Annotated in this window: 20 protein-coding genes; 15 read left to right on the top strand and 5 right to left on the bottom strand. The window is 38.2% G+C overall.

Annotated elements, in window-relative coordinates; translation table 11 throughout:
- Nucleotides 1–11 precede the first annotated feature (11 nt).
- The 3 genes from IPM71_08045 to IPM71_08035 are packed head-to-tail and all read left to right on the top strand — an operon-like array spanning nucleotide 12 to nucleotide 2,260.
- On the top strand, nucleotides 12–482 hold the full coding sequence (locus IPM71_08045; GenBank protein ID QQS52673.1) for an SRPBCC family protein: 471 nt from the start codon (nucleotides 12–14) through the stop codon (nucleotides 480–482).
- On the top strand, nucleotides 479–1,918 hold the full coding sequence (locus tag IPM71_08040; GenBank protein QQS52672.1) for an SDR family oxidoreductase: 1,440 nt from the start codon (nucleotides 479–481) through the stop codon (nucleotides 1,916–1,918). Before IPM71_08045 ends, IPM71_08040 begins: the two co-directional genes overlap by 4 nt.
- A 51-nt stretch (nucleotides 1,919–1,969) precedes the next feature.
- Nucleotides 1,970–2,260: a DUF1905 domain-containing protein gene (locus IPM71_08035; GenBank protein QQS52797.1), complete on the top strand. Its 291-nt coding sequence runs from the start codon at nucleotides 1,970–1,972 to the stop codon at nucleotides 2,258–2,260.
- A 102-nt stretch (nucleotides 2,261–2,362) separates the two neighbouring features.
- Here IPM71_08035 and IPM71_08030 read toward each other — a convergent pair whose 3' ends face one another.
- Together IPM71_08030 and IPM71_08025 are read right to left on the bottom strand one after the other, a co-directional pair.
- Nucleotides 2,363–3,607 (bottom strand): T9SS type A sorting domain-containing protein, encoded by a 1,245-nt coding sequence (locus tag IPM71_08030; protein ID QQS52671.1) that lies wholly within the window; start codon nucleotides 3,605–3,607, stop codon nucleotides 2,363–2,365.
- 387 nt (nucleotides 3,608–3,994) lie between these two features.
- Nucleotides 3,995–4,954, bottom strand: a complete 960-nt coding sequence (locus tag IPM71_08025) for a threonylcarbamoyl-AMP synthase (protein ID QQS52670.1) — start codon at nucleotides 4,952–4,954, stop codon at nucleotides 3,995–3,997.
- Nucleotides 4,955–5,574: 620 nt separating this feature from the next.
- Here IPM71_08025 and IPM71_08020 point away from each other — a divergent pair.
- Complete coding sequence (locus IPM71_08020) at nucleotides 5,575–5,988, top strand: VanZ family protein (protein ID QQS52669.1); 414 nt, start codon at nucleotides 5,575–5,577, stop codon at nucleotides 5,986–5,988.
- Here the strand turns inward: IPM71_08020 and rpiB are convergent.
- Complete coding sequence (gene rpiB, locus IPM71_08015; protein QQS52668.1) at nucleotides 5,985–6,416, bottom strand: ribose 5-phosphate isomerase B; 432 nt, start codon at nucleotides 6,414–6,416, stop codon at nucleotides 5,985–5,987. The two genes, IPM71_08020 and rpiB, sit on opposite strands and share 4 nt — an antisense overlap.
- Nucleotides 6,417–6,885: 469 nt before the next feature.
- Between rpiB and nadA the strand changes: the two genes are divergently transcribed.
- The 3 genes from nadA to ruvB are packed head-to-tail and all read left to right on the top strand — an operon-like array spanning nucleotide 6,886 to nucleotide 10,459.
- A complete protein-coding gene (gene nadA / locus IPM71_08010) occupies nucleotides 6,886–7,881 on the top strand; it encodes a quinolinate synthase NadA (GenBank protein ID QQS52667.1) in 996 nt (331 codons plus the stop codon).
- On the top strand, nucleotides 7,881–9,434 hold the full coding sequence (locus tag IPM71_08005) for a hypothetical protein (GenBank protein QQS52666.1): 1,554 nt from the start codon (nucleotides 7,881–7,883) through the stop codon (nucleotides 9,432–9,434). The genes nadA and IPM71_08005 overlap by 1 nt, the downstream gene beginning before the upstream one ends.
- Before the next feature lie 8 nt (nucleotides 9,435–9,442).
- The gene (ruvB, locus tag IPM71_08000; GenBank protein QQS52665.1) at nucleotides 9,443–10,459 is read left to right on the top strand and encodes a Holliday junction branch migration DNA helicase RuvB; all 1,017 of its coding nucleotides are present in this window, start codon (nucleotides 9,443–9,445) and stop codon (nucleotides 10,457–10,459) included.
- Between the two features lie 9 nt (nucleotides 10,460–10,468).
- On the opposite strand, the gene pheS is transcribed toward ruvB, so the two are convergent.
- Both pheS and IPM71_07990 read right to left on the bottom strand, forming a co-directional pair.
- On the bottom strand, nucleotides 10,469–11,488 hold the full coding sequence (gene pheS / locus IPM71_07995) for a phenylalanine--tRNA ligase subunit alpha (protein QQS52664.1): 1,020 nt from the start codon (nucleotides 11,486–11,488) through the stop codon (nucleotides 10,469–10,471).
- Nucleotides 11,489–11,495: 7 nt separating this feature from the next.
- Nucleotides 11,496–12,155 (bottom strand): peptidylprolyl isomerase, encoded by a 660-nt coding sequence (locus IPM71_07990; protein QQS52663.1) that lies wholly within the window; start codon nucleotides 12,153–12,155, stop codon nucleotides 11,496–11,498.
- 56 nt (nucleotides 12,156–12,211) lie between these two features.
- Here IPM71_07990 and IPM71_07985 point away from each other — a divergent pair, with 56 nt between their 5' ends.
- From IPM71_07985 to mnmG, 8 genes are all read left to right on the top strand, one after another.
- Complete coding sequence (locus IPM71_07985; protein ID QQS52662.1) at nucleotides 12,212–13,702, top strand: oligosaccharide flippase family protein; 1,491 nt, start codon at nucleotides 12,212–12,214, stop codon at nucleotides 13,700–13,702.
- Nucleotides 13,683–14,117 (top strand): dUTP diphosphatase, encoded by a 435-nt coding sequence (gene dut, locus IPM71_07980; GenBank protein QQS52661.1) that lies wholly within the window; start codon nucleotides 13,683–13,685, stop codon nucleotides 14,115–14,117. The genes IPM71_07985 and dut overlap by 20 nt, the downstream gene beginning before the upstream one ends.
- An 8-nt stretch (nucleotides 14,118–14,125) precedes the next feature.
- Nucleotides 14,126–15,088 carry a nucleotidyltransferase gene (locus tag IPM71_07975; GenBank protein ID QQS52660.1) on the top strand — a complete coding sequence of 321 codons (963 nt, stop codon included), beginning with the start codon at nucleotides 14,126–14,128 and terminating at the stop codon, nucleotides 15,086–15,088.
- A complete protein-coding gene (locus IPM71_07970; GenBank protein ID QQS52659.1) occupies nucleotides 15,075–16,796 on the top strand; it encodes a hypothetical protein in 1,722 nt (573 codons plus the stop codon). The genes IPM71_07975 and IPM71_07970 overlap by 14 nt, the downstream gene beginning before the upstream one ends.
- Complete coding sequence (locus IPM71_07965; GenBank protein ID QQS52658.1) at nucleotides 16,786–17,964, top strand: peptidoglycan DD-metalloendopeptidase family protein; 1,179 nt, start codon at nucleotides 16,786–16,788, stop codon at nucleotides 17,962–17,964. Before IPM71_07970 ends, IPM71_07965 begins: the two co-directional genes overlap by 11 nt.
- A gap of 125 nt (nucleotides 17,965–18,089) precedes the next feature.
- Entirely contained in the window at nucleotides 18,090–18,488 is a 399-nt protein-coding gene (locus IPM71_07960; protein QQS52657.1) for an ATP-binding protein, read from the top strand.
- A 1-nt stretch (nucleotide 18,489) separates the two neighbouring features.
- Nucleotides 18,490–18,912 carry an rRNA maturation RNase YbeY gene (gene ybeY, locus IPM71_07955; GenBank protein ID QQS52656.1) on the top strand — a complete coding sequence of 141 codons (423 nt, stop codon included), beginning with the start codon at nucleotides 18,490–18,492 and terminating at the stop codon, nucleotides 18,910–18,912.
- Nucleotides 18,913–18,932: 20 nt separating this feature from the next.
- A complete protein-coding gene (gene mnmG / locus IPM71_07950; protein ID QQS52655.1) occupies nucleotides 18,933–20,798 on the top strand; it encodes a tRNA uridine-5-carboxymethylaminomethyl(34) synthesis enzyme MnmG in 1,866 nt (621 codons plus the stop codon).
- Nucleotides 20,799–20,837 lie beyond the last annotated feature (39 nt).

Raw genomic sequence — 20,837 nt, 5'->3', positions numbered from 1 at the left:
CTTATTTGACCATGGCATTTTATCAATTAATCAAAACTCAAAAAATCCCTGTAGGTATCAGCGAAATCTGGAATTTTATCTCGTCTCCGGCCAATTTAAAAGAAATAACCCCCGAGCATATGGGTTTTGTAGTAACCAGTAGTAACAGCGCAGAAAAAATGTATCCGGGCATGATTATTTCCTACAAGGTAAGCCCCTTGCTTGGAATAAAATTAAGCTGGGTCACAGAAATTAAGCAAGTGAGAGAACGTGAATATTTTGTTGACGAACAAAGAATAGGCCCCTATGCGATGTGGCACCATCAGCATAAAATTGAAGCCATTGAAGGGGGTGTTCTGATGACCGACATTGTTAGTTATCAGCCGCCATGGGGCTTTTTAGGTGCTTTGGCTAACAGCTTATTCATAAAAAATCAGCTTCGCCAGATTTTTGATTACAGAACCATTGCCCTTGAAAAACGATTTGGAAAATTTACCGCATGAAAATTCTACTCACTGGGGTAACCGGATACATTGCACAGCGTTTATTGCCCGTTTTACTCATGAATGGGCATGAGGTAGTATGTTGTGTAAGAGACAAAAACAGGTTTAACCACAGAATGTATTCATCCAATAAGCTCACCGTCATTGAGGCAGATTTTTTAGTAAAAAATAGTTTAGCACAAATTCCCGATGACATCGATGTAGCTTATTACCTCATTCACTCCATGTCAACCCAAACCGGAGACTTTGAAAGAATGGAGGAGGTCTGTGCCACTAACTTTAAAAACCGCCTGAAACAGACAAAGGTTAAACAGGTAATATACCTCAGTGGAATCAGCAATGCGGAGGAGTTATCGAAACATTTGTCATCGAGGAAAAATGTAGAAACTATTTTATCCTCTTCTTCTATAGCGCTCACCACTTTAAAGGCCGGGATAATTGTAGGATCGGGAAGTGCTTCCTTCGAAATTGTGCGCGATTTGGTAGAGAAATTACCGATCATGATCGCACCGCGATGGCTCAAAACGAAATCGCAGCCTATCGCCATTCGTAACGTAATTGAGTTTTTAACCGGGGTAATCGGCAATTCCGAAACTTATAATAAGAGCTATGATATTGGCGGGCCTGATATTCTTAGTTACAAAGAAATGCTATTGCGCTTTGCAAAAATACGGGGCTTAAAAAGGCGTATACTCATTGTTCCGGTAATGACTCCAAAGATATCTTCGTATTGGTTATACTTTATCACAGCAACCTCCTTTGCCCTTGCTCAAAATCTGGTAAACAGCATGAAAATAGAGGTGATTGGAAAACCCAATAATCTGGCTGCGCTGCTCGGAATAAAGCTTATAAAATATGAACAAGCCATTGAATTGGCCTTCGACAAAATTGAACAAAACCAGGTTATTTCAAGCTGGAAAGATGCTCAATCAAGCGAAATTTTCAACGAAGGTCTCTCGAAATTTATTGAAGTGCCTGTAAATGGTTGCTTCAAAGACAAACGCTCGATGAAGGTGATTCACGAGAATACCTCCTTGGAAAAAATCTGGTCCATTGGCGGCAAAAACGGCTGGTATTATGGCAATTGGCTTTGGGAACTCCGGGGATTTTTAGATCAGCTTATCGGGGGTGTGGGAATGCGAAGAGGCAGAAAGAGCGACACGGAATTAGCTCCGGGTGATGCGCTCGATTTTTGGAGGGTTTTACTGACGGATAAAAATGAAAAACGCCTACTCTTGTTTGCTGAAATGAAATTACCGGGCGAAGCATGGTTAGAATTTAAAATAGATGAACAGCAGATTCTTACACAAACCGCCACCTTCAGGCCTCGAGGCATGTCGGGCAGGCTTTATTGGTATGCGGTGCTTCCCTTTCATGGTTTTATTTTTAGAGGAATGATCAACAAAATTGCGAAAACGAGAACTGGCTATTTTTAATGTCCTCCATTCAGATAGGTATTTAAAAAAGCAAAGCAGATGAACGGAAAAATAGTATATCAGTTTACCGCAGCCATTTGGAAATACTCATCCCCTAAAGGTGGCTGGTATTTTGTTTCACTTCCATCAGATATTTCCAAAGAGATTAGAGAAAACCTTAAATGGCAGGAAGAAGGTTGGGGACGACTAAAATCAACCGCAAAGATTAATGCTTCCGAGTGGGATACAACTCTATGGTTCGATACGAAAATGAATACCTATCTATTGCCTCTTAAAGTTGAGATAAGGCGAAAAGAAAATCTTGAGATCGACAAAACCGTGAATATCACTCTTTGGATTTGATGTGCTAAAGAAACATTCCTAATACCATAACCCCGGGTTCGAAATCAGAAAAAACGGCTACATCTGCTCCATGAAAGCTATGAAGCTGCAAAATTTTGCAAACTACTTTTTCATTATTAAGTCGTAAACAATAGCATGCTCATTTCGCAATTCCAAAATATACATACCACTGCTAAGCCGGCTGATGTCTATAAAGCCCGGAAATGATAGTTTAACTGTATATACCGGTTTTCCTTCCATGTTGTACAATACAGCATCGCCAATGCCAAAGTAATCGCTTTCAATGGTGAGCAAATTTTCTGTTGGGTTGGGAAACACCCGATAAGCCGATTCGGACAAATCTTTCAAACTTATTGGTTCAGCAGCGCTTTTAATTCCAAAATGCAAAATTGTGCCCATCTCCCCCACTGCCCAAACATGGTTATCATCTATGGCAACCACATCGTTCAGGCGTCCAAGGGTATCGACACTTTGATCGGTTGTAAAAAGCATATACATTATAGGCGAATAAGCCATGTAAACAATCGATCCATTATCGCCAACTGCCCAGAATTTTAAATTTTCAAGGCCTGATATTGCCCGGAGAGTATCGTCAAAAGGAAGGTCATAATCTGTAGAATTTGACCATTTATCTTTTGTAAAATATACCTTTCCACCAGAACCTACCATGCAACCATATTTATCGCCGGCATTACATAAATCTTTCAGATCAATTTCCCAATGAAAAATGCTCAACCACCAATGCTCTCCCTTATCAGAAGTACCTACAAAAAAACCTCCCGTTCCACAGATATTTCCATCCAGCGAATCGCGGAAACTTATGTTAAGCATCGCTCCGTTCAGAAACATATTTTCCATTTGCCGCTTCCAGGTGTTTCCGCCATCTTCGGTTAACATAATGTAATTGATGGTATCCTCCTCGATGTCATAACCTGCTGCCCAGCCTGTGTTTTCATCAATGAAAAAAACATCGTTGAAAAGAATCTTGGTGCTGTCCACAAGGCTTGTCCAGTTTTCGCCCTCATCGTCGGTGAATAAAAGCCTGCCATGCCCCCTTTCCTCGCTGTATCCTGAAATCCAACCAATATTTTCGTTGATGAAGAAAACTTTGGTTGCATACAGGTTGTCTAATTCATTCTGAATTTCCCAATTCTTACCCCCATCATGGGTACGAAGTACAACTCCGTTTTCGCTCACTACCCAACCATTCAGGGTATCGTAAAATGAAACAGATACAAGATTTTCTTCAATCGGACAATCCTGAGTATGCCAAACCGGCTGACCAATAAGTTGATTATTCGATAAAATAAACAGCAGTGAAGCAAAAACAAGACCTAATGTTTTCATTTTGGTGTAGGGATTAAATTCGGATAACAGGCATTTACCAATTTAATTTTCCAATGAGAAGGTATAAGCTTGAAAGCTGTGTGAGAGGAATAATTCCTTCCTAAGAGTTATATAAGGTCGTATCGAACAATTGCACTCACTTTTCAGAAAGGGAAAAGCTTAACCGGAATAATTCCGGTGAATCAGAGCCGAAATGCATTTTTAAATATGACACACTACAGTTTTGAAAAACAAAAACTGCCAGATGTAAAGCAATAGAATGCTGTAGAGTAAGAATTAACAAAGCATAAATTTACAACGAAATAAGGCTAAAGTCAATGTAATCAAACGATTTAGTTTTCTCCGCAACAAAGTCAGGCAGAGTAATTTTCAAATCTACAGGATGAGCTATTTTCTTTGTTCGTATTGATACACGGCTTTCTTTATTCTATCCATAATGGCAATGCCTAAACCTTCTTCCAACACAGGTTCAATAAAAATTTGCTTTACCTGCTCATCATCTTCCATGGTATGAAGCGAAGAGAAAAGATTGGCGGCAATTTCGAGAAGGTTGTTGTTTTCGGAGGTATAAATAACTCTTTGGCTCTGTGCCACTTTGTTTTTCAGACAATGCAAAACCAGCCCTGATTTTTCGGGAAGCTGTGCTGGCTGGTTTGTGAATAAATACAAAGGTTTATTCGGCGAATAGTGGCTTTTTAACAATCCTGGCGCCACTAATTTTTCTGATTTATGGGTTTCGAAAACAAATACACCGGGTAAGGCCTTTTTAATTTCATCGATAGTAATTTTCCCCGGGCGCAACATCGTGCAAATGTTTCCTTCGATCGATACGATAGTTGATTCAATGCCAATTTTTGCTTTCCCTCCGTCTAAAATAAAATCTACGTTGGGCAGTTGTTTCCTGACATGGTGGGCACTCACCGGACTCAAATTGCCAAATTTATTGGCACTCGGCGCCGCTATCGGGCATTTCGAAGTTCGAATCAGGCTCAAGGCAATTTCGTTGTCGGGCATTCTGATTCCAACCGTAGGCAAATCCGAAGTAACAATATCGGGAACTGCCTTGCTTTTAGGCAATACAATGGTTAAAGGTCCGGGCCAGAATTTCCTGGCTAATTTCAATACCAAATCGTTAGGCTCGTTGGTAAGCGTTTGTAAATCGTCGATCGAAGCAATATGCACAATAAGCGGGTCGAATGTAGGCCGTTCTTTTAAGGCAAAAATTTTAGCTACCGCTAACGGATTAAGTGCATTGGCACCTAAACCGTAAACAGTTTCTGTGGGAAATGCTACCAGCCCGCCGTTTTGAATAATCCTTGCCGCCGCTTGTATTTGTTCAATGTCCATTCACGATTTTTTTGTCAGCTACTACCAATATATTTCCCTTATTATTTTGAACTTCTTAAAGAGTCGATGCAATGGTCTGTTATGTTTGGGGTATTTGTTATTCCTTCGGTTTCTTTACTATTTGTTCCGGTAAAATAAAAAACACTGCTAAATCTTACGATTGAAGCCGGGCAATAGTTTCTTTTCTCAACTCGTCGAAATAATAACCATTATACAGGGTTTCCGGATCTCTGCGGCGTATAAAATCCCCGGTATTGATTACCGAAATCCCTTTGGCAGCAAGCGCTTTGTTCGCCTCAAGAGGCGTGGTATTTACCCGCGCACTCGCTTTCAGTCCCTATTTAATTCGGGATTCGACTATAAAATTTCATTTCGTGAACTCACGAATAAAATACCATCTCACCACACACTGCTGATGCTGCCAACTGCCAATATTCGAATAAACTCTCGTAAAAAGCCTGATGCTATTATTCGGAAATGCAAATCTATAAAACTAAGCCAAGCTTTCAATTTTAGTCAAGTCCATTTTTAGGATAAGTTCTATTTATTCATTACCAAATTCCTCGTGAAGCCAAACAGAATCCCTATTTTTGCCTCGCATCAACCAGAAGATAAAATTTATGAGGAAGTTCAAGGTTTTGGGTCATTATAAATTCAGTATTGGCTGGTTACTTATAATGGCTTACTTACTCTTTAGTCCATCCACTACTCTGCCACGTACGGGTTTTTTACATGTAGCCCATTTCGATAAGGTGGTACATTTTGGTATGTTTGGCATGCTAACTCTGTTGTTTTTTTACGAAACGGAGCGCCAGAAATCATTCCTAAAATATACCCTTTGGTTGTTTCTTGGTACAGGTTTACTGTTTGCTATTCTTTCCGAACTTGTACAAGCCTTCCTGGTCGAAGGCCGTCATGGTAGTTTTGCCGACCTGATTTCAGATTTTGCGGGGATGCTGGCAGGTTTGGGCTTTTACTTTTTGGTTTTGAAAAAATACGCACTGTTCGGGCTTCTAAATCGGCCAAACAATTAACTGCAGGAAATTTTATCGATTCGTCGCTGGTGGCGTCCTCCCTCGAAAGCCGTATTTAAAAAAACATTTACTATTTGTTGGGCTTCTTCTTTGCTAAGAAAACGTGCCGGAAGGGTACACACATTGGCATCGTTGTGCTCTCTGGCCAGTTTGGCAATTTCTGTGGTCCAGCATAAAGCCGATCGTATGCCCTGGTGTTTGTTCAAAGTCATGTTAATTCCATTACCACTACCACACATAGCAATGGCGAGCTCATACTTTCCTTCTTCAACAGCTTTTGCAAGTGGATGGGCATAATCGGGATAGTCGACACTCTCGGCAGAGTTTGGTCCAAAGTCATCTACTTCTGTTCCTTGTGCGCGAAGGAAATCAACCAGGTAGCTTTTCATTTCGAAGCCAGCATGATCGCTGGCCATTGCAATTTTCATATTCAACAGTTTGAAGTAACTTATCGATGCAAGGCGAAGTTATAAAAATTGGAAGGGAATTTACTCACAATTAAATGGAAACATCGTGTGAATTATTTGTTGATTATGTTCGATAATTTTTGACAGAAAACACTTGATTTATTCAGATAGAGTATTGTATAATGCATGGCAAGCACTTTTCAAAGCAAAAAACGTGTGAGTTTTTCGCTTTTTTTTAGCTGCTTTTTTAACAAATCAGACCTGTTTATATCCTGCATTTTTTTCAACTTTTAGAATATTAACAAGCTGTTAATTATTGCAAGAAACAAATGATTTTCAGTATTTTTGATCCCTAATACCTGTTGATAGTTGTGTTAACCCACTATTGGTAACTAAAAAGCAAGTGAATTGCATTTTTTTAATTAACACTGTTAACAGCCTATCATCATCATCATAAATAATTTTAAATTATTTCTTTTTTTTATTTTATATGTTTAATAAGTCTGATATTGAAAAATATGGATATCTGAATTTGAAAGCAGATAAAAGTATTCATTTACCAAAGGCCATCAAGCAACTTTGCGAAGATAAGAATGCTGTAATATTTGCCCATTATTATCAAACTGGAGATATTCAGGATATAGCACATTTTGTTGGCGATAGTCTGGCACTTGCTCAACAGGCTGCACGCACCAAAGCTGATATTATTCTGCTTTGTGGGGTCCATTTTATGGCCGAAACAGCAAAAATCCTTTGTCCTGATAAAAAAGTGCTTCTCCCCGACACAAAAGCTGGTTGTTCACTGGCAGATAGTTGTAATCCGGTTGAATTCAAAAAATTCAGAGAGGCACATCCCGATTACACTGTAATAAGTTATGTAAATACCTCTGCGGCAATTAAGGCTCTTACCGATATTGTGTGTACTTCAACCAATGCGCTGGCCATTGTAAATAGTTTACCCGCAGGCGAGAAAATAATTTTTGCACCCGATAGAAACCTTGGTAGTTACATTAAATCGCAAACTGGTCGTGAAATGCTTATTTGGGATGGTGCCTGTCATGTGCACGAGGAATTTTCGCTTGAGCGCATTTTGGCTATCAAGAAAGATCATCCGCAGGCAACGATTATTGCGCATCCTGAATGCAAAAAGCCTATCTTGCTTGTTTCAGATTTTATTGGTTCCACGGCGGCATTGTTATCTTTTGTGAAAAAAGACAGTGCACAAAGTTATATTGTAGCTACAGAATCTGGTATCTTGCATCAGATGAAAAAGGCTTGTCCCGATAAGGAGTTTATTGCGGCCCCTCCTATCGATTCAAGTTGCGGATGCAACGATTGTACTTTTATGAAATTGAATACGCTGGAAAAGATATATCATGCATTGAAATACGAGTTACCTGAAGTTTTAGTGGAAGAATCTATTCGTACTCAGGCTGTAAAACCAATTAATCGAATGCTAGAAATATCCGAAAAACTTTCGCTTTGATGAGGTATAGATTTATTCTTTTACTTTTCTTCGTGTATGCTGTGCAAGGCTTTAGCCAGGCAGAACTGAATCCGAATGGATATAACAAGATTTTTTACCCAAATGGAAGTCTTCAGAGCGAAGGCTTTTTAAAGGATGGTAAACCAGAAGGTTATTGGATAAGCTATTACCCAACCGGGGTTAAAAAATCTGAAGGGAGACGAACCAATTATCAATTAGACAGCATTTGGGTTTTTTATAATCTGGTTGGCGATACTGTTTCGAAAATGTCTTACCTCAATGGTTTGAAGAATGGTTATACTTTTAAATATTACGAGGAGCCAGAACAAGCTATCGGAAAATATATCAGCAAAGAACTATTTGTAAACGATCAACTGGAAGGAACCGCTTATTATTATTACGAGAGCGGTTTAGTGAAGGAAATGGCAAATTATGCCAATAACAAGCGTGAAGGTTTTTCATACGAGTTTGAAAAAGATGGTAGAATAGTGGCCATTTATTCTTATCGAAAGGGTGTAATTAAAGAACGGGTAAGATTAAATCGTTATAATGAAAAGGGCAACAAAGAAGGATTATGGCAGGAATTTTACGAAGGTTTTAGAGTTAGAAATGAGAGTTACTATAAAGATGGACTGTTGGATGGCTATTACAAAGAGTATGCAAGCAACGGTGAGTTGGTGTTAACCTTGCTTTATCGGGATGGAAACCTGATCGAACGCGTGAATGAAGGATCTATTGAATCGATAGAAAAGCAAGTATTTAATGAAGATGGAATTCTGAAAAGCTCCGGTCCTTATATTGAGAATAAGCCTGTAGGCATACATAAGGAATTTGATCGCAGTGGAGCTGTGATAAAAACATTGGTGTACAACGATTATTCTGAGTTAATTGGCTCAGGTTTTATTGATGAAGAGGGTCAGCGTAATGGCAGTTGGGAAGATTATTATAATGGTGGAGCTATTAAAGCGAAAGGTGTTTATAAGGATAACCAACGCGAAGGTCCCTGGGTCTTTTATTCTGAGACGGGCAAAGTGGAGCAAACCGGAAATTATTCGAAAGGAAAATATTCAGGATTATGGAAATGGTATTACCCAAACGGTAAAATCTGGCGCGAAGAAGAATACCTCAATGGAAAAGAAGAAGGTTTCTATTACGAATACGATACACTGGGCACTCTGATTGTGGAGGGAACTTATTTTGATGGTGAAAAGGAGGGAAAATGGAAACTAGTTATTAATGACCACAGAGCTGAGGGCAATTATGTAACAGGTTTAATGGATGGTAAATGGAGGCATTATTACGACAATGGAGCACTTTCGTTCGAAGGCAATTTTGTACAGGGCAACGCAAACGGAAAACATGTGTTTTTTTACGAAGATGGTACCTTAAAAGAGGAACAATATTATAGCAATGGCATTAGAGAAAGACATTGGAAAAAGTACAATGAGTTAGGTGAATTAAAAATAACGATTAGTTACAAGAACGATATAGAGTATCGCATTAATGGTGTTCGTATTGATTTTCCTGTAGAGGGTTCGAAAGTGATTCAATAAAGAGGGCGATGGAAGATTTTGATATAAGGCAAGAGCAGCTTCAGGAGAATGTGGATAGAGATAACATTATTCGACCTAAAAGCATTGATGAATTTAAAGGTCAGAACCATATCACTGAAAATTTAAAGGTTTATGTAAAAGCTGCCCTAATGCGCGATGAAGCGCTGGATCATGTTTTGCTTGCTGGTCCTCCTGGATTAGGTAAAACTTCCTTGGCAAACATTATTTGCAATGAACTGGGTTCGGGTATCAAGATAACTTCCGGTCCTGTATTGGAAAAGGCTGGTGATTTGGCTGGAATTCTTACTAACCTTGAAGAAAAAGACATTCTATTTATCGACGAAATTCACCGTCTAAGTTCTGTGGTCGAAGAGTTTCTTTATTCTGCCATGGAAGATTTTAAGATCGATATCATGATCGACAAAGGGCCTAACGCCAGAAGCATTCAACTTAATCTGAATAATTTTACACTTATTGGAGCCACCACTCGTTCAGGATTACTAACCAGTCCGCTACGTTCACGTTTTGGTATTAAGCTTCATTTGGAATATTACGATACGGAAGTACTAAGTGGAATTGTATTGCGTTCGGCCCGTATTTTAAATGTTCCGATTGTGAAAGAAGCCGCTCAGGAGATAGCCCGTCGTTCGCGTGGTACTCCCCGCATTGCTAATGCTCTTCTACGGCGTGTCCGCGATTTTGCTCAGGTAAAAAGCAATGGCTCTATCGATCGGGATATTGCACAGTACGCCCTAGAGGCAATGAACATCGATAACCTGGGTCTTGATGAAATGGATAATAAAATTCTCAATATTATTATCGATAAATTCAGTGGAGGTCCTGTAGGGCTTAATACCATTGGAACTGCCATTGGTGAAGATCCGGGTACAATCGAAGATGTCTACGAACCCTTTCTTATTAAGGAAGGCTTTATAAAACGTACTCCTCGTGGCCGTGAGGTTACCGATTTGGCTTATAAACATTTAGGTAAAAGCCTTAATGGACGCAACCTTACCCTTTTTTAGCCAAATGTTTTATAGATGCGAGAACTGTTTTAGAAACCTTACATCGTTTTCGAAAAAGTAGCGGATGTCCTTTATCTGGTATTTGAGCATGGTAATACGTTCTATGCCCATACCAAAAGCAAACCCGGTATATTTCGTACTGTCAATATTCGATACTTCCAGCACATTCGGATCGACCATGCCGCAACCAAGAATTTCGAGAAAGCCTGTATACTTGCAAACATTGCAGCCTTTTCCATGACAAATGGAGCATGATACATCCATTTCAGCCGAAGGTTCGGTAAATGGAAAAAAGGATGGTCGGAGCCTTATTTTGGTTTCTGAACCAAAGAATTCTTTTGAAAAAAGAAGAAGAGTTTGTTTGAGGTCAGCAAAGGAAACATCGGTGTCGATGTAGAGGCCTTCTATCTGATGAAAGATACAATGCGAGCGGGATGAGATGGCTTCGTTTCGGAAAACTCTGCCGGGAAAAATCTGTCGAATCGGAGGTTTTTGTGTTTCCATTACACGTACTTGCACCGACGAGGTATGTGTGCGGAGTAAAATATCCGGATTTTTTTCGATAAAAAAAGTATCCTGCATGTCACGGGCCGGATGTTCTTCAGGGAAGTTTAATCCCGAAAATACATGCCAGTCATCTTCAATTTCTGGTCCTTGTGCTACTGTGAAACCTAGTTTGGTAAATATGTCGATAATTTCGCGCCGTACCGATGAAATGGGGTGTCGAGATCCAAGGTTAATGAACTCAGGAGTTTTGGAAAAGTCTTCCTGCGAACCTGTTTTTAAGTCTGCCAGTGATAATGTTTCTTTTGCCTGGCTGTAAGTATCCTGTGCAAGTTGTTTAAGTTGATTGAGCTCCTGACCTATTATTTTTTTATCGGATGCGGGTACATCCTTAAAGTCGTTGAACAGGTTACCCAGAGCACCCTTTTTACTCAAAAATTTCAGTCTGAAATCTTCTAAATGGTCTGCAGAAAGAAGGTTTTGTTGGATTATTTCGTTTTTTATTTCTTGTATCTTCTCCTTCATCGATTACTTATTTAAGGGTATACATCTTTATTATTTTAATATCCTCGAGTGGTCTGTTCCGTGTATCGGTTGCTACACTTGCAATTTGGTCAATCACTTCCAGGCCTTCAATTACTTCGCCGAATACAGTATATTGTGTATCCAGGTGTGGAGTTCCTCCAATGCTTGAATAGTCTGCTTTTTCTATTTCTGTAAAAGGTTTGTGCATTCCTTTTTTCACATAGGCATCGAGGTAGAGCGAATCTAAAACCATACCTTGTACAATGTAAAATTGCGAACCCGATGAAGCTTTTTTTGGATTCGTAGCGTCGCCTTGACGAGCTGCAGCCAATGCTCCCTTTTTGTGGTAATACTTATCACGAAACTCCGCCGGTATGGTATAATCTTTTCCTCCTGTGCCTAATTCCTTACCGGGGGCAGCACTGATCGATTGGTCATCGCCGGTTTGTATCATAAAATTCTTGATAACTCTATGAAAAAGTTGACCATTATAATATCCTTCATTCACTAATTTTACAAAGTTATCGGAATGCAATGGAGTATCTTCGTAAAGAATTAATTTAATGGTACCGGCTGTGGTTTCCATTATCACCGTTGGATATTTCGGCTGTGCGCTCACGATTAAAGTAATAAACGAAGCAAGAAAACAAAGCTGAAGTTTTTTCATAGCTGGAGGATTTGGAACAAATTTAACAATAGAATTGTACCTAAAAAAACGAAACATTGAATGATTTTAAGAAACTCGCTGGCCAAACGGTAATCTATGGTCTGGGTACTATGGTTCCAAGGCTGTTGAATTATCTTTTGCTTACTCCTTATTTTTTGTATTCACTTTTTAGCGAGGCCCATCAGGAGTATGGAAAAGTAACGGAATTGTACGCTTATATTACCTTTTTGATGATTTTATTAACCTTAGGCATGGAAACAACCTACTTCCGTTTTATGTCGGGGAATAAGGATAAGGTTAAAGTGTACAATACTATACTGACTACTCTCCTGTTTGTTTCTGCACTTTTTCTGATTCTAATACTTGTGTTTACTCCGCAAGTAGCACATCTTTTAAAGTACGATGGTGAACCGATTTTTATTCAACTTTTAGCTGGTATTCTGGCAGTAGAAGCTTTTAGTGCTATTCCTTTTGCGCGCTTAAGGATAGAAAATAGAGCCATGCGTTTTGCTGTGTTAAAGTTTATACATGTGATTTTGAATATTTCGCTTATGTTGGGCATCTATAATTTCGGCCCCAAAGTTTTAGGTTATAACACATATTTGCTTAATGAGGAAGGCATTATCAGTGCCAGGTTTATTTTTCTGGCTAACTTTTTAAGCAGTTCGGTTATTTTGTTATTATTAATACCCGAGTTAAGGAATTTTAGAATACAGCATTTTAGCTTTAAATATTTATTTCCAATTCTTGTATACGGCTTACCACTTATGATTAGCGGATTGGCCGGCACTATCAATGAAACCCTCGACAGAAGCATCTATAAACACATTATTTCTGATCAGAATGTGGCTTTGTATGAACTCGGAATTTATGGTGCTAATTATAAGCTGGGAGGGCTAATTCTTATTTTTGTGCAAATGTTTCGGTACGCTGCGGAACCCTATTTTTTCTCCAAATCGCGCGATGTGGATGCAAAAGAACAGTATGCTTTATTGATGAATATTTTTGTGGGTCTTATCCTTGCTTTGAGTTTATTTATTTTACTGTTTCTTAATTACCTTAAATTCTTTATAAGCCCTGGTTACCACGAAGGTTTATTTGTTGTGCCCTACATTGTCATGGCTTATATTTTATATGGTGTATTGTTCTATCAATCTATCTGGTATAAATTATCGAACCGTACCAATTATGCTTTGATTATAATGCTTATTGGTGCTTTATTTACCGTGGTTATCAATGTGTATTTTGTTACACAATACCGATATGGTGCCAGTGCAATTGCCCATGTAATTTCTTATGGTATGATGGTTTTAGTTTCATACTTTCTTGGTCAGAAGTATTATCCTGTTCCATATAATCTTTCTCGTATTGGACTGTATATGATTGTGGCCTTTTCAATTTATGTTATAAATAGGCTTATTACTGTTGATAAACTACTGTTCGATCTACTTATAAAATCAGTTCTACTTCTTTTATTTCTTACTTTTGTAAGCTGGAAAGAAGGATTACTTAAAATGTTTTTCATTCATGATCGTAAAAATCGTTAACAAATCAAAACATGATTTACCCGCTTACGAAACACTTCATGCTGCCGGAATGGATTTGCGTGCTAATATAGAGCAATCCATAGTTCTCCGATCTCTTGAGAGGGTTTTAGTACCCACGGGTTTATTTATGGAATTACCCGAAGGCTTTGAAGCTCAAGTACGTCCTCGTAGTGGACTTGCTTTGAAAAAAGGAATTGGAGTCTTAAACTCCCCGGGTACTATTGATGCTGATTATCGAGGTGAAATTGGAGTTATTCTTGTGAATTTATCAAAAGATGATTTTACGATTCAAGATGGCGACCGGATTGCCCAGATGGTTATTGGTAAACACGAAAAAGTGGAATGGATGCAAGTAGAAGTTTTAAATGATTCGGCCAGAGGTGCCGGAGGTTTTGGTCATACTGGAAAGAAATAGTATTGAATATGAAGGTTATTATTCCCATGGCAGGACGCGGCACCAGGTTGCGGCCACATACATTGAATTTGCCTAAGCCATTGATGAATATCGCAGGCAAGTCGATGATTGAATGGATAGTAGAAGAAATTAAGCACTCCAGCAAATCTCCTGTAGATGAAATTCATTTTATCATAGGTAATTTTGGGAAAGAGGTAGAAGAAAAACTTATTGCCACTGCGGCTAATATCGGATGCAAAGGCTATATTCACTATCAGTATGAAGCGCTCGGTACTGCCCACGCTTTGTATTGTGCTCGTACAGCTCTTTCGGGTGAAGTTTTCGTGGTTTATGCCGATACCTTGTTCAAAGGAAAAATAGAAACAGATCCGAAGGCAGACGGTATTATTTGGACTATGCGTGTGGAAAATCCTGAGAAATATGGTGTTGTAGAAACCGATTCAGAAAATTTTATCACCAACTTCGTAGAAAAACCTAAAAAATTTGTATCAAACAATGCCATTGTTGGCCTGTATTTTTTTAAAGAAGCATCTCATCTTCAGTTCGAAATCGATGATCTTATAAAAAACAATGCAAGAGAGAATAACGAATTTCAGCTTACGAATTGCCTGGAGACTTTAAAGCAGAAGGGATCTAAAATAAAGTGCGCAGAACTTGTCGAATGGTTAGACTGCGGTAATCGCGAGGAATTGCTTGCTACTAATAAGCGAATGCTTGAATTAACGTATCCAACTCAATCGAATTTTATTGCACATGATGCGAAGGTAAGTAATTCGACTATAAAATCGGGTGTTAGCATTGAGTCAGGTGCTATAATCGAAAATTCGATTCTTGAGAATACAATTGTTTATAGTGGTGCAGTTATTCGGAATTCTGAACTAAGTAATTCAATACTTGGTAATTTTTCGAAAGTAAATGGATTGAGAGGGAAAATATACCTTGGAGATTACAGTGAATATGAGAAGATTTAGCTTTTACTTAAGTGCTTTTTTTATTTTAGTTTCATGTGCTGGTAGCAATAAATCTTCAGTACAGAAAATGATAAAAACTGAGGATCAGTACTATTCTGTTTTTACTGAAGCTACCAAATATGCATTGATTGGAAATTATACGGCAGCATTGCAATTGTATAATTTATGTACTGAAGAGTTTCCCGAACGAGCCGCTCCGTATTACCAACTTAGCACTATTTATGCTAGAACTGGAGAGATGGATTTGGCTAAAGATAGAGCAAAAAAGGCTGTGGATCTTGATAGTACTAATAAGTGGTACTTATTACATTTAGGCGATATATACTATAGTCAGGGTATTTTAGATAGTACAGTATGGGTTTACGAGACCGTTGTAAATCTTTCAGATGAGCCAGAGTACCTCTATCGGCTTGCCATGTTGTATAGTAATTCTGGTAAGTACGAACAATCCATGGCCTGCATTAGTAAGCTTGATCGCGAATTGATTGAGAGCAGAGAGGTTTTAGTGGTGCGACATAAGAATTATTCCGGTATGAATTACCAGGATAGTGCTTTGGCAGTTCTTGAAGACCTTATTTTTCTGTTTCCTGAGAATATCGAAAACTATGGGATGTTGGTCGAATATTTAAATGTGATTAATGAGGCTGAAACATCCAGGCAGGTTTATTTAAATTTGCTTCAGCGCGAACCTGATAACGGACTGGCAAATTTGTCTTTTGCCGACTTTTATTTCAACCAAGGTAAATTGGACAGCGCCTTGTATTATTATAAAGTAGGATTTGCTTCTGAAGATGTGGAGCTTCAGGATAAATTAGGCATACTCTACAATTATTCTATAGAGGAGCGTTTCCAAAAAGAAGATTCAACTTTTTTGATAAGTCTTATCGATTTATTAAAGAGCGAATATAGTACCGATTATCGGCCTTATGCATTTAGTGCCGATCATTGCATTAAACGAAAAGACTATGCTGGTGCCGCCCGGGAGCTAAAATCTGCTTTATACCTTGATGGAGTTAATTATGTTATTTGGGAACAATATCTGATGATCTGCAATTATATAGAAGACCATTATGCTGTTTCGGAAGTTTATGCAGATGCCCTAAACGAATATCCTAAAGAAATTAATCTAATTATTTACGCAGGATATTCCTTGTTTTCTCTGGACCGTTATAAAGAAATTATCGATTTAGAGGCAAAAGGCTTATCAATAGAAAATAAAACTATCGAACAGCAGGTTCAATTTTTAAATCTTCTCGCTGATTCTTACCGTGAGATTGGTAATATCGTTAAGAGCGATAGTTTGTATGAATCAATAATTGTTATTCAGCCTGATAATCTTTGGGTTCGAAATAATTATGGTTATTATTTATCATTACGCGGCGAAAAGCTTGATCGTGCAGAGGAATTAAGTAAGTATACCATTCGCATGGAACCTAAGAACCCTACCTATCTTGATACCTATGGTTGGATACTTTACAAGAAAGGAGATGCTGCAGAAGGGCTTAAGTACATTGAAAGTGCAATTAAAAATGGTGCATATAACAATTCCGAAGTTCTTGAGCATTATGGTGATATTATGCAAAGTTTAAATCGTTGCAGCGAGGCAGTAGAAGCATGGACAGAGGCACTTAAGTACGATAAGGAATTGTACGATCGAATTGCTGGTAAAATTGAAACAATAAAAAAAAGTAGTTGTTTTGAGAAATAGTATTTTCTTTTTTTTATTTCTTTTCGCAGTCTGCAGTCTTCTCCAGGGACAGGCTAAAAAGAACGAGCTTGTAACTAAACGGGAAAAATTACTGAATGAGATATCAGTAACAAACAAGCTCATTGAATCTACCGAGAAAAAAAAGGGTAGTACTATACAGTCATTAAACCTACTAGATCGTAAGATAAACAAACGGCAAGGACTTATTTCAAATTACCAGGCTGAGATAGTTGTGATTGAAACTAAAATACTGGACAGAGAGAGGACTATAGCCAGCTTGAACCGGGATATTAAGAAGCAAAAGGATTTGTATGCTGATTTTTTGCGCTATGCCTATAAAAACCATAATGAGTTTACTGTAATTATTTTTTTGTTAGCCTCGGCCGATTTTAATCAATTTTATTTGCGTACCAAGTATTTCGAGCAGCTTCAGCGTGCCCGGAAAGAACGTATTGCTATTATTACAAGCATCAAGAAACAAATTGATCGCGAGTTAAGAGAATTGGTGAGGGAGAAAGCCTCCTTAGGAGATGCTTTATTAGGTGTAAAGCGTGAAAATAAGAACCTGGAATACGAAAAAGCTTCACGCGAAAAAACACTTAAAAAGTTGACTACTGAAGAGAAACAACTTAGGGCTGATTTGGAAAAGAAGAAAAAGATAGAGAAGGAAATCAATAGTAAAATCGAAGCTCTTATTCGCGAAGAAGCTTCTAAAAGCCCTTTGTCAAAGCTTACTCCTGCCGATAAGATTGTTTCTTCACAGTTTGAACTAAACAAGGGTAAACTTCCATGGCCAACTCGTCAGGGTATTATAACAGAACAGTTTGGAGAACATTATCATCCTGTTATTAAAGGAGTGAAGGTTCAGAATAATGGAATTGATATTTCGGGTGTAGGCGATCCCTCGGTACGTGCGATATTCGATGGCGAAGTGAGTAAAGTTTTTGCGATAAAGGGCTCTAATTATACGGTTATAATTAGGCATGGCAAATACTATACAGTCTATCATAACCTTAAAGAAGTGAAGGTGGCAATAGGCGCTAAAGTGAAAAGTAAAGATACAATAGGTATAGCTGGTAAAACTGGGTCTAGCGACAGCTATCTGGTACACTTAGAGATTTGGAATGGCCTTGAGAAGCTTAATCCAGAACTATGGATAGCGAATTAGTCATGGATAATGTACAAATAGTATTTAAAAAACGGCGATTTATTGAAATAATCGTAAATTGCATAGAATTTTAGAAACTTGTTGTGAATAATGCAGTATAAGAGGTTTGAATAATCAGTGAATTAATGGAAAAGTCACTTAGCATAGCTTCAAAAATAGATAATCTGAGAAGAGTAGAAAAGGTTATCGATGATATTTCTGCCGAATTTAAAATTGGCGAAGATCAATATGGAAATATCTTAATTGCTGCGCTTGAAGCAGCAAATAATGCTATTGTTCACGGAAATAAATTAGATGAGTCTAAGACAGTAAATGTTTTTTTTACAATCGAGGATACTTTTTTTAGAATTCGTGTGGAAGACCAAGGTCCTGGATTTGATTTTACTAATATTCCTGATCCTACTGCTCCTGAAAATATTGAAAATGTGAATGGCAGAGGTATTTTTCTTATGGAGAAATTATCAGATAAAATTAGTTTTTACAAGAACGGTTCAATAGTCGAGCTTGAGTTTAAAATAAAGTAGTGTGAGCATTCGCTTTCATTATTCCGAAGTTTCATTTGAACTTATCAACGAGGATAAAATTTGTTCATGGATTCAGCATGTGATTGAATCCGAAAAGAAAGTACCAGGTGACATTTTATATCATTTTGTCAACGAGGAACAAATTCTTGAGATTAATCTATTACACCTATCGCACGATTATTTTACCGACATTATAACATTCGACAACAGTTTTGTTAACATAATTAATGGAGAGATTTTCATTTCTATTCCAACTGTTCAATCTAACGCTATACATTTTAACACTGAATTCCTTTTAGAACTGCATCGTGTTGTAATTCACGGAGTTCTGCATTTGTGTGGATATAAAGATAACTCAGATTTGGAAAAAATTCAGATAAGAAAAATGGAGAATCATTATCTGTCTTATTTAGAAGAATTATAAATAACTTTACAAGAAAATTTATGTTCGATTATGATATCATTGTTGTAGGTGCAGGTCATGCTGGATGCGAAGCTGCCTTTGCAGCAGGAAAGTTAAGGTGCAGGGTTTTATTGGTAACCATCGATTTAAACAAGATAGCTCAAATGTCTTGCAACCCTGCGGTAGGTGGTGTTGCAAAGGGACAAATTGTTCGAGAGATTGATGCCCTTGGCGGAATGATGGGTATCATTACAGATAAAACAATGTTGCAGTTTAGAATGTTGAATAAAAGCAAGGGACCAGCCATGTGGAGTCCTCGCGCTCAATCCGATCGCTTTCAGTTTAGCTTCGAATGGAGAAAGGCTTTAGAGAGTTTACCAAATATACACTTTTGGCAAGATGCAGTTACGAGTCTTGTTTTTGAAGGAAATAGGGTTACTGGTGTAAAAACAAAAATTGGAGTTCAGTTTTCTGCGAAAGCTGTTGTACTAACAAATGGCACTTTTGAGAATGGTTTAATTCACATTGGAAGTACCCAATTTGTGGGAGGTCGAATTTCTGAACCAGCTTCTGTGGGTATCTCTAGTCAACTAGCTAGTTTAGGTTTTGAAGTTGGGAGAATGAAAACAGGTACTCCTGCCAGAATTGATGGCCGTACGGTTGATTTCACCAAAATGATTGAACAAAAAGGCGATGAGGAAGGAGGAAACTTTTCATTTCTTAATCGGGCTATCAAAACGAATTACTCTTGCTGGATAACACATACTAACGATAGGGTTCATGATATACTGGAGCAAGGTTTTTCAGTGAGTCCATTATTTAATGGAAGTATTAAAGGTGTGGGTCCCAGATATTGCCCGAGCATCGAAGATAAGATTGTAACATTTTCAGAAAAAGCGAGTCATCAATTGTTTTTAGAACCCGAAGGTGCCGATTCTTATGAGATGTATTTAAATGGATTTTCTTCTAGTCTTCCCTGGGAAATTCAGTATAAGGCATTGCGTGAGATATCCGGATTAGAGAAGGCAGTCATTTTTCGACCAGGTTATGCCATCGAATATGATTACTATCCCCCAACTCAGTTAAAACACACCTTGGAGACTAAGCAAGTTTCTGGACTTTATTTTGCTGGACAAATTAATGGCACTACTGGTTACGAGGAGGCAGGAGGTCAAGGCTTAATGGCAGGTATCAATGCGGCTTTGAAGTTATGTGGTAAAGAAGAGTTTGTGCTAAGTCGCAAAGATTCTTATATCGGCGTATTAATCGATGACCTGGTTACTAAAGGAGTCGATGAACCTTATCGGATGTTTACTTCACGGGCAGAGCACAGGATTTTATTACGACAAGACAATGCCGATGAACGACTTACTTTGGCTGGTTACAAAATTGGTTTAGCAACTGAGGATCGACTAAAAGTATTAGAAAAAAAGATTGGAGAACGAAAACGGTTTATAAATTATCTGGAAACTTTGAGCATAAATCCATCTACGGCGAATGAGTTTTTAGGCGAGGTTGAAACATCCCTACTTCGTCAACAAGTGAAAGCAATTGATCTTGTTCGTAGGCCTCAGATTACTTTATTTGATTTGCTTCAGAAAGTAATCTCAAAGACTAATTCTGTTTTCGAATCAGAGATTGACATGGCGTTATTATGCGAAGCCACCGAGATTCATGTAAAATATTTCGGTTACATTGAAAGAGAACAGCTTATTGCTGAAAAGGTAAAAAGGCTGGAGAACATTCGAATCCCAGATCATATTACTTACAATGATATGCTATCAATATCGACAGAAGCGCGACAAAAGTTAACACGTCTACGACCTGAAACGGTGGGACAAGCTAGTCGAGTGCCTGGAGTTTCACCATCCGATATCAATGTATTGTTGGTTCATCTGGGCCGCTAGATTTCTATTGTTCCACGTGGAACCAAAAAATTGCTTCAC

The organism is Bacteroidota bacterium, from assembly GCA_016699695.1.
GTDB lineage: Bacteria > Bacteroidota > Bacteroidia > Bacteroidales > UBA10428 > UBA10428.
The sequence above is the reverse complement of the archived record's forward strand: the minus strand, read 5'-3'. Positions and strand labels throughout refer to the sequence as shown.

Coding starts and splice junctions, on each gene's coding strand:
- dut (QQS52661.1), top strand. CDS start 13,683: ATGATCGTAAAAATCGTTAACAAATCAAAACATGATTTACCCGCTTAC.
- IPM71_07990 (QQS52663.1), bottom strand. CDS start 12,155: ATGAAAAAACTTCAGCTTTGTTTTCTTGCTTCGTTTATTACTTTAATC.
- nadA (QQS52667.1), top strand. CDS start 6,886: ATGTTTAATAAGTCTGATATTGAAAAATATGGATATCTGAATTTGAAA.
- IPM71_08030 (QQS52671.1), bottom strand. CDS start 3,607: ATGAAAACATTAGGTCTTGTTTTTGCTTCACTGCTGTTTATTTTATCG.
- IPM71_08040 (QQS52672.1), top strand. CDS start 479: ATGAAAATTCTACTCACTGGGGTAACCGGATACATTGCACAGCGTTTA.
- ruvB (QQS52665.1), top strand. CDS start 9,443: ATGGAAGATTTTGATATAAGGCAAGAGCAGCTTCAGGAGAATGTGGAT.
- rpiB (QQS52668.1), bottom strand. CDS start 6,416: ATGAAAATTGCAATGGCCAGCGATCATGCTGGCTTCGAAATGAAAAGC.
- mnmG (QQS52655.1), top strand. CDS start 18,933: ATGTTCGATTATGATATCATTGTTGTAGGTGCAGGTCATGCTGGATGC.
- IPM71_08005 (QQS52666.1), top strand. CDS start 7,881: ATGAGGTATAGATTTATTCTTTTACTTTTCTTCGTGTATGCTGTGCAA.
- IPM71_08045 (QQS52673.1), top strand. CDS start 12: ATGGCATTTTATCAATTAATCAAAACTCAAAAAATCCCTGTAGGTATC.
- IPM71_07970 (QQS52659.1), top strand. CDS start 15,075: ATGAGAAGATTTAGCTTTTACTTAAGTGCTTTTTTTATTTTAGTTTCA.
- pheS (QQS52664.1), bottom strand. CDS start 11,488: ATGAAGGAGAAGATACAAGAAATAAAAAACGAAATAATCCAACAAAAC.
- IPM71_07975 (QQS52660.1), top strand. CDS start 14,126: ATGAAGGTTATTATTCCCATGGCAGGACGCGGCACCAGGTTGCGGCCA.
- IPM71_08025 (QQS52670.1), bottom strand. CDS start 4,954: ATGGACATTGAACAAATACAAGCGGCGGCAAGGATTATTCAAAACGGC.
- IPM71_07960 (QQS52657.1), top strand. CDS start 18,090: ATGGAAAAGTCACTTAGCATAGCTTCAAAAATAGATAATCTGAGAAGA.
- IPM71_08020 (QQS52669.1), top strand. CDS start 5,575: ATGAGGAAGTTCAAGGTTTTGGGTCATTATAAATTCAGTATTGGCTGG.